Here is an 8341-nt window from a genome sequence, read left to right on the forward strand (position 1 = left end):
CGCACTTAATTTCCTCGCGCCGGGTCGTGCCGCGCTCCGCTCATCAACTCGCGCGCGCCCAGCTCGAGCAGCTCGGCGGCGACCGAAAGCCCCAGCTCTCGGGCCCGACCGGGAGTGCCGATGCCGGACGCGCGGATCACGTCGGACCCGTCCAGCGCCGCCACGCAACCGCGCAGCGACAGCTCTTCGAAGATCCGGCCGTCCTCATCGATGGACTCGACCACTTCGGCGATCGCGCCCACCGGTGCGGAGCAACCGGCCTCCAGTTCGGCCAGCAGGGCTCGCTCCGCGGTGACCGACGCGCGCGTGTCGGCATCGTCCAGCTCCGCCAGCACCGCGGCCAACCGGCTGTCCCCGGCTCGGCATTCGACGGCGAGCGCGCCCTGAGCCGGTGCCGGCAACATCTGCACCGGCTCGAGCGTCTCGGTGACATCCCCGAGGCGACCCAGCCGGGCCAGACCCGCCCGGGCTACCACGATCGCGTCCAGATCACCACTGCTAACCCTGTTCAACCTGGTATCTAGGTTGCCTCGTAGGGGGCGGATTTCCAAACCGAGACCCAATGCTCTAAGCTGCGCGGCCCGTCGCGGCGAGGAGGTGCCCACCAGCGAACCGGGCGGCAACTCGGCGAGCACCAGGCCGTCGCGGGCCACCACCGCGTCCCGTGGGTCGTTGCGGGCGGGGATGGCGGCCACAGCAAACCGTGGATCGTCGGCGGTCGGCAGGTCCTTGTGGGAGTGCACGGCGGCGTCCACCCGGCCCTCCTCGATGGCCTCGCGCAGGGCGGTGGTGAACACTCCCACCCCGAGCGACTCGATGGGCCCCGACGACCGGTCCCCCGCGGTGGTGATGGTGACCAGTTCCGCCGGGTGCCCGCGGGCGATCAGGGCGTCCCTGACGCCCCCGGCCTGGGTGGTGGCCAGCAGGCTGCCCCGGGTTCCTATCCGGATCACATTCGCCAATCGGCTACTCGGTGGGTTGTTGCGGCGCACCCGCGTCGAATCCGGTTGCTATGACCGGCAATTCGCCCGCGGCGACGGCGTCGACGGCGGTCTGGTCGAGTTCGAAGAGCTCACGCAACGCCTCGGCGTAGCTGTCCCCGCCGGGGGCGCTGGCGAGCTGTTTGATCCGCACCGTCGGGGCGTGCAGCAGCTTGTCCACCACCCGACGCACGGTGCGGGCCACCTCTTCACGGTGGGCGCTGTCGAGGCCGGGCAGCCGGTTGTCCAGCCGCAGCAGCTCGGCCTCGACGACGTCGGCCGCGCGCTGGCGCAGCGCCGTCACCGTCGGCGTGACCTCGGCCATCCGCTGCCCGGCCAGGTAGGCGGCGACTTCGGTGGCCACGATAGTGCGGGCGGCGTCGACGTCGGCGGCCGCGGCGTGCGCCGAGGGCTCGTGCTGCACGCGGTCCACGTCGACCACCCAGACGCCGGGCAGCCCGGCCACCGCCGGGTCGACGTCGCGCGGCATGCCCAGATCGCAGATCACCAGGGGTGGGCGGTCTCGTCGGCGGCCGAGCGGCCGGCGGCGGCCAGCGCGTGGTGCACGTCGGCCAGCGAGACCACCGGACTGACCGCGCCGGTGCAGCTGACCACGACGTCGGCCCCGGCCAGCGCGTCGGCCAGGTGCTCCAGCGGCAGCGCGTCGGCCCGCACCCCGGTTTCGCGGATCTTGCGGACCAGCCGTTGGCCCGCGACAGCGACCGGTTGAGCACGTGGACCTGCCCGATGCCGGCGCGGGACAGGTGCGCGGCGGCCAGGGCGCCCATCGCTCCGGCGCCTACCAGGACGGCGGTCTTGCCGGCCAGCCCGCCCAGCCGGCGGTCGGCCATGTCCAGGGCGACCGACACCACCGAGGCGCCGGCGGCGTCGATGGCGGTCTCGGAGTGCACCCGCTTGCCCACCGACAGCGCGCGCTGGGCCAGTTCGTGCAGCACCCGGCCCACGGTGCGGTTGGTTTCGGCGGTGGCGTACGCGCGGCGGACCTGGCCGAGCACCTGCTGCTCGCCGATCACCGCCGAGTCCAGGCCGCTGGCCACCGCGAACAGGTGCTCGACGGCGGCCTCGCTGTACCGGACGTAGGCGTATTTGGTGAGGTCGGACATCGACATCCCGGAGTGGTCCGACAGCACCTGCCCGATCACGGCCAACCCGCCGTGGAACGCGTCCACCACCGCGTAGACCTCGACCCGGTTGCATGTCGACAGCACCATCGCCTCGGTCACCAGCGGGGACTGCAACACCCGGTCGACGATCTTGCCGTGATCGGATTCGTCGATACTGAGTTGTTCCAGGACGGAGACCGGCGCACTACGGTGCGAAACCCCGAAGAGCAAGACGCTCACGGCAGCATCACCTGGCCAGCTCCCTTGCTTCCTCCAGTAACTGAACTGCTGTCCACGGTAAACGTTTATCAGCTGGGCTACCAAATAATCGTTTGGCAGCCGGCCCGAGCTCAGCGGGCGAGATCGGCGCGCAGCCGTGGCTCGTCGATGTCCCAGTAGCTGTGTTCGCGACCGTCGAGCAGGATCACCGGCAACCGGTCGCCGAATTCGGCGCGCAGCCCCGGATTGCCCGCCGCCGCGGCGGCGTCGACGTCGGTCGTCGACAGCTCGAAGCCCAATTCCGCGGCGAGTTCGACCAGCCGGGCGTGGATGCGCTCGCAGATGGTGCACCCGTCCCGGGTGAGCAGCTCCACCTGCGGCCGCGGGGTGGCTGACGTCATGGCGACCAGTGTCGCATCGGTGACTTGTGGGGCGGGTTACCAGGCATTACGTTCCGGCTATGAGCGACAAAACGGTGCGGGTCGACCCTGTGGTGATGCAGGGCGCCGCCGCATCGCTCAGCGGTGCGGCCGAGCATCTTTCGGCACAGCTGGGCCAGCTCGACGACCAGGTCGGTCAGATGCTGGGCGGGTGGCAGGGCGCGTCGGGCAGCGCGTACGCCGCGGCGTGGGAGCTGTGGCATCGCGGCGCTCGCGAAGTGCAGCTCGGGTTGGCGATGCTGGCCCGCCTGGTCGGCCAGGCCGGCGAGGCCTATGCGAGCAACGAGGCCGGCGCCGCCCAGGCCGAACGGGCGGTGCGCGGTGGCTGAGGCGTTCCGGGTGGACCCGGAGGCGCTGGCCGACGCCGTGCAGCGGATGGCCGAATTCCAGCGCTACGCCGAGGACATGATCGCCGAAATCGATTCTCGCGTAACGCGTTTGCACCAGACGTGGACCGGTGAGGGCGCCGCGGCGCATGCCGAGGCGCATCAGCATTGGGTGCGCGGCGAGGCGATGATGCGCGAGGCGCTGGCGCAGCTCGGCAAGGCAGCCTCGACCGCGCACGGCAACTACACCGGGGCGATGTCGAAGAATCTCGGCATGTGGTCGTGACCCGATGGCGCCGCTGGCGTGTGATCCCACCGCCCTAGACCACGCCGGCGCCACCGTGGTGGCTGCCGGTGAGTCGTTGGGTTCGGTGATCTCGACCTTGACGGCGGCGCTGGCCGGCACCTCCGGGATGGCCGGTGACGATCCGGTGGGCGCCGCGCTCGGCCGTCGCTACGACGGCGCGGCGGCCAAGTTGATCCAGGCGATGGCCGACACGCGGAATGGGTTGTGCAGCATCGGCGATGGGGTGCGGATGTCGGCGCACAACTACGCGGTGGCCGAGGCGATGTCGGACCTGGCGGGCCGGGCCTCCGCCCTGCCGGCACCCCAGGTGACCGGGCCGTTGACGGTCGGGGCGCCGCCGTCGGCGGTGGGTCACGGCAGCGGCGCCCCGGCCGGCTGGGGCTGGGTGGCCCCGTATATCGGGATGATCTGGCCCACCGGCGATTCGGCGAAATTGCGGGCCGCCGCGGCGGCCTGGGCCACCGCCGGCGCCAACTTCATGGCCGCCGAGACCGCGGCCGGCGGCGGAACGATGGCCGCCATTGGCGCACAACAGATTCCGGAGGGCGCCGCGATCAACAAGGCGCTGGCCGACGCCTCCAGCGCCACGGCCGACGTGGCGCGGCAATGCCAGACGATCGCCGCGCAGCTCAACAGCTATGCGGCCAAGGTCGACCAGGTGCACGCGGCGATCCTGGATCTGTTGTCGCGCATCTGCGATCCGCTGACCGGGATCAAAGAGGCCTGGGATCTGCTGACCGACGAAGACGAAGACGAGATCAAGAAGATCGCCGACGACATTCGCACGGTGGTCGACAACTTCGGCCGGGAGGCCGAAACGCTGGGCGGCCAGATCGAGGCCACGGTGTCCGCGGTTGCCGCGGCCACAGAGAACATGAGCCATTGGGCCGGTAAGGAGTGGGACCACTTCTTGCACGGGACGCCGGTCGGCAGGGCGCTCAACCAGGTCGGCCAGGCCTTCAAAGGCGTCGGTGAGGAAGGCTGGGGATTTCTCAAAGGGCTGTACGAGGTCAGCCCCAACCGGATGCTGCTGGATCCCGTGGGTTACGGCAAAACCATGGCCGGCATGGTTGAAGGAGCCGGGACGCTCGTCGGCCTGGGGCCCGACGGCGTGCCGGGAGCGTTCGACGCGTGGAAGGCGCTGGGCAAGGACGTCACGCATTGGGACGAGTGGGGCTCGAATCCGGCCGAGGCCCTCGGGAAGTCCACTTTCGACGTGGCGACGTTGGCCTTGCCCGGCGGGCCGCTGTCCAAGCTGGGCAAATTCGGGCACACCGCCGCCGATGCGCTGAAAGGGCTGAAGAAACCGCCCGGGGTTCCCAAGCCTCCAGAGGTCAAGCCCCCGGCCGCGCCCAAAGCACCGGACTCGGGCCAGCCCGCGCCTTCGGGAAAGCCGGGGCCGGTCGCGCCCTCGGGGAAGCCGGCGCCCGGGCCGGCCGACGGTCCGCTGCCGCACAGCCCGACCGAGTCCAAGCCGCCGGTTGGCGGGACACCTCCGGCCGCCGAGCCGCCCAAGCCGACCGCCGCACCGCACGGCGGCGAACCGAAACCCATTGCGACGCCACCGGAATCGGTCGGCAAGCCAGTGACGCCCCCGCCGGCCGGAGACGGCGAACCTCCGGCAGTCCCTGCCGCCGCTGCTGGCCTGCCCGTTGAATCGACAGCCGCCGCTGCGACTCACCTTCCCACTCCGCCGTCGCTCCCGATGGGTGGCGGTGCGCCACCCGAAGCACCCTCCGGCCTGGGAGAGGTACCCCACGCCGGGGAACCGAGTGCTCCTCCAACCGAGCCCCACGGCGGTGGCGCCCACCCGCCGGGAGACGGCACCGGGCCGCCCCACTCGCCCGGCGACGGTGGTCCACATCCGCCGGGAGACGGCAATGGGCCGCACGACTCCCATCCGGGCGATGGCGGTCCACATTCCCCAGGAGACGGCAACGGACCGCATGACTCCCATCCCGGCGATGACAGCGATATGCCTGGCGATCATCATCCTGTGGACGGCAGCCACAATGGCCCGCCTAGAGCGAGGGATGTTTTCCCTGACGCGAAGGAATTTGGTGAACTTTCCGAAACCGAATACCGCGAACTATTTGAAGACGAAAACGGTAGATTGCGATACCCCGACGTTAACGATCCAGCGAAGCCATACGCGATTCCGGGGACCGTCCGCGATCTTACGCCTGCCGAAATTTCGGCATTGCATGGCCAATGGCTAGACCGAATCGGCCGTCCAGGCGGGCGGTGGCTGGCTTTTGAAGGCACGCCATACGAGGGGCGTGCACTTCCTCACACAAGCCTCGAAGAACCGTACCACGCGTATAAAGTCGATGCATCCGCCGGCCTTCCACCGGGGTGGAAAATAGAATTCTCTTTGGCAGCACCATGGTTCGGACATCCCGGCGGTCAACCTCAACTTCTTATAATCGCCCCCGAAGGCGAGCGCGTGAGTGTCCAAGCCCTGATAGACAGATACTTTCTCAACCCACCTGAGAACCTGAGGAGCCGCGGTGACTGACTACAATGTCGATCTGAGCAAATTCCCGTCATTCCTGCATAGAATCGTTAAGTACTGGTACGCGTGGCAAGAGATCGCCCTGCGCAGTCGAGGTCGCCTTCCCGGACAAGTCCAGCGCGAACCCCGACTACACGAAACGCCCGAACAGATCTACTGGGGTGCCCGCCCACCCGAGATGACGAACAGCCGAGAGCTTGCTTTCATCGACGACGCTGATATTTCTTACTATCTGACATGGGGAGATGGGAATTTCTATATTGATAGCCAAGAACGAGGCTTGCGAGAAACATATTGGATGTTCAGAAGGTTCGACGATGCTGAGAAATATCTTGCATTTCTAATCAGCCAATCGGCCCGCCCAGGTCAATACACGGAGAGCCCCGCCTACCGCTGGTATCAGGAAGGTATTGATCCACGCGTCACCCTGAGCAAGCCAGACCCGGTCAATTTTCCCGGGCGTGTCAGTTTACGGATCGATCAGGAACCCACTGATCGAGGATGGATGGGCGAGACTGACGCCCCCGCGGCGTCGCACGTGTTGGTTCTCAGCTTCGAGGAGCTTGATTCCATTCTGCGACAAGGGATTCCGAAGGATTGGTTCACGGTCAACATCCGGCCGGCATAACCAACGTCACAAGTTGGCAGGACGCCCGGCAATCCGCCCGCCGAGCCGCCCAAGCCGACCGCCGCACCGCACAGCGGCGAACCGAAACCCATTGCGACGCCGCCGGAATCGGTCGGCAAACCAGTGATGCCGACGCCGGCCGGAGACGGCACCCACCCCAAATCGCCCGAGCCCGTTCCCGCCCACGCGCCGGCGTCCCCCGGCGAACCTCCGGCCGCGCCGGCTCCCGCTGCGACGGTACCCGCAGTTGCGGCGGCGCCTGCGTCCGCTCCAGCACCCGCGGCCGCGGCGGCGGCGCCCGTTCCATCGGCGTCCTCGGTCCCGATGGGCGGCGGCGCGCCTGCCGAAACACCTTCCGGTCTAGGTGATGTGCCTCATGGCGGGGAGCCGGGCGCTCATCCCGTCGAGCCGCAGCAAGATGGCGCTCCCCACGTGCCCGGCGGCGGAGATGGGCCATACCATCCTGGTGATGGCGGTCCCCATGGACCCGGCGACGGACATCCCCTGGCCGATGGCAGCGGGCCGCATCAACCTGGCGGTCATCACCCGCCTGGCGACGGCGATCGACCGTCCGGATCGCACCCGCCACACGACGGCGCGCCTCCCGATGAACCCGCCGACGGACATCCGCCAGAAATCCCCACCCCATCGGATTTACCGCCTTGGTACCAGGCGCAACTTGCGCTCGTGGAATCACCTGAGAAACTCGTCAAGGATCTCATAGAGCACGGCTGCCCTCGAGAACTTGCCGAATCAGCCGGGGCGAATAGCCCTTATGCGGGAATGACCGCCCAAGAAATTTTGAATATATGGTGGGGCCCTGCAACTGGGACGTGGGACTGCCCAAAGTGGAAGGGTTCGCCGACGGCATATACAAAACGGCTCGCAGTATTCCCAAAGACGTGGCTCGACAGGATGGGAGAGGTCAGCGACGCTAAAGGTGATTTCATGGGCGCTGTCGGTGATAGCTATCCGCACCGCGGCGTGGCACCTGGTTCATCTGGCGATTACAATCGGTTCCACGGCACAGGTAAAGAATTGCCCGAAGGTTGGGAAGTCAGATACGGCGAAGTTGGCGACGCATTTGGCCAGCCCGGTGCGGCACACAATGAGTAGTAATTGACAAAAACAAGAAGACTGTGCTGATAAAGTGGTTAATCGAGAACGGCTACCTGGATTGGGGATGGTGGGCGAGCACAGAGAGGTCCTGCAGAGTTGGCTATGAATCTCGATGCAGAAGTTGGATTCGCTGATGCAATCAAGCATTACAGCTTCTGGCGCAAAATTGCCAACGAGGCCTGCCGAGGATCGTACGACGAACCCGACAGACAAAACGACCGCATGTACTTTCGTTCCGATTACTCCGAAAAGCTCAAAAAGTGGCCAGAGTGGGCGGAGTCAGGCGACTGGGGAGCTTGGATCATCGACCGGGTGCCGGATTATTTCTGCGTATTGAGTTCCCTAAAGCATGAACGAGCGGCACAACGAGACGAGAGCATCAAGGTCTTCTTCTCAAAGTTCTCAGACGCTGCCAAGTATGTCATTATGCGGATCGGAGATAGCGTCCGCGTCGACCTTCGTTTAACGTCGCAGTTCGTTAAATGGGACGACCGCGGCCCCAGCCCGCGCATACTAGTTGAACCCGCGGATCGGCAAGCCATAAGTTTCATGAAGACCGAATCCCCCACTCCCCAGGATGGCTTTATCGAGGAACATCTGAAACGCTACACATTCGAAGAAGACCGCAGCTCCTACGGATACGCATTCCCCGAAGACCAACCCAGGATGGAAGTCCTTGCGCT

8 protein-coding genes and 1 pseudogene are annotated in these 8341 nt (G+C 66.8%); 6 read left to right on the forward strand and 3 right to left on the reverse strand.

Annotation, left to right across the window (positions count from 1 at the left end; translation table 11 throughout):
- Nucleotides 1-5 precede the first annotated feature (5 nt).
- From hemC to NF20_RS19670, 3 genes and pseudogenes are all read right to left on the reverse strand, one after another.
- Entirely contained in the window at nt 6-953 is a 948-nt protein-coding gene (gene hemC, locus NF20_RS19660; protein WP_031354337.1) for a hydroxymethylbilane synthase, read from the reverse strand.
- A gap of 13 nt (nt 954-966) precedes the next feature.
- Nucleotides 967-2344, reverse strand: a pseudogene (locus NF20_RS19665) (glutamyl-tRNA reductase).
- Between the two features lie 110 nt (nt 2345-2454).
- On the reverse strand, nt 2455-2724 hold the full coding sequence (locus tag NF20_RS19670; protein WP_009979292.1) for a glutaredoxin family protein: 270 nt from the start codon (nt 2722-2724) through the stop codon (nt 2455-2457).
- Between the two features lie 59 nt (nt 2725-2783).
- Between NF20_RS19670 and NF20_RS19675 the strand changes: the two genes are divergently transcribed.
- The 6 genes from NF20_RS19675 to NF20_RS28750 all read left to right on the forward strand — a co-directional run.
- Entirely contained in the window at nt 2784-3092 is a 309-nt protein-coding gene (locus NF20_RS19675; protein ID WP_033712402.1) for a WXG100 family type VII secretion target, read from the forward strand.
- Nucleotides 3085-3375: a WXG100 family type VII secretion target gene (locus tag NF20_RS19680; RefSeq protein WP_023870070.1), complete on the forward strand. Its 291-nt coding sequence runs from the start codon at nt 3085-3087 to the stop codon at nt 3373-3375. The genes NF20_RS19675 and NF20_RS19680 overlap by 8 nt, the downstream gene beginning before the upstream one ends.
- A gap of 4 nt (nt 3376-3379) precedes the next feature.
- A complete protein-coding gene (locus NF20_RS19685; RefSeq protein WP_033712399.1) occupies nt 3380-5914 on the forward strand; it encodes a glycohydrolase toxin TNT-related protein in 2535 nt (844 codons plus the stop codon).
- Nucleotides 5907-6539 (forward strand): hypothetical protein, encoded by a 633-nt coding sequence (locus tag NF20_RS27345; RefSeq protein WP_155947472.1) that lies wholly within the window; start codon nt 5907-5909, stop codon nt 6537-6539. Before NF20_RS19685 ends, NF20_RS27345 begins: the two co-directional genes overlap by 8 nt.
- 687 nt (nt 6540-7226) lie before the next feature.
- Nucleotides 7227-7655: a glycohydrolase toxin TNT-related protein gene (locus NF20_RS28330; protein WP_225520539.1), complete on the forward strand. Its 429-nt coding sequence runs from the start codon at nt 7227-7229 to the stop codon at nt 7653-7655.
- 336 nt (nt 7656-7991) lie between these two features.
- Nucleotides 7992-8341: hypothetical protein (locus NF20_RS28750; RefSeq protein ID WP_081759546.1), on the forward strand; the 350-nt coding region annotated here is incomplete at its 3' end.

This window comes from Mycobacterium sp. MAC_080597_8934, from assembly GCF_000523975.1.
Lineage (GTDB): Bacteria > Actinomycetota > Actinomycetes > Mycobacteriales > Mycobacteriaceae > Mycobacterium > Mycobacterium avium.

Bases quoted from the DNA above. Each gene is read 5' to 3' on its own strand.
- NF20_RS19670 (WP_009979292.1), bottom strand. From the start codon at position 2,724: ATGACGTCAGCCACCCCGCGGCCGCAGGTGGAGCTGCTCACCCGGGAC.
- NF20_RS19675 (WP_033712402.1), top strand. From the start codon at position 2,784: ATGAGCGACAAAACGGTGCGGGTCGACCCTGTGGTGATGCAGGGCGCC.
- NF20_RS19685 (WP_033712399.1), top strand. From the start codon at position 3,380: ATGGCGCCGCTGGCGTGTGATCCCACCGCCCTAGACCACGCCGGCGCC.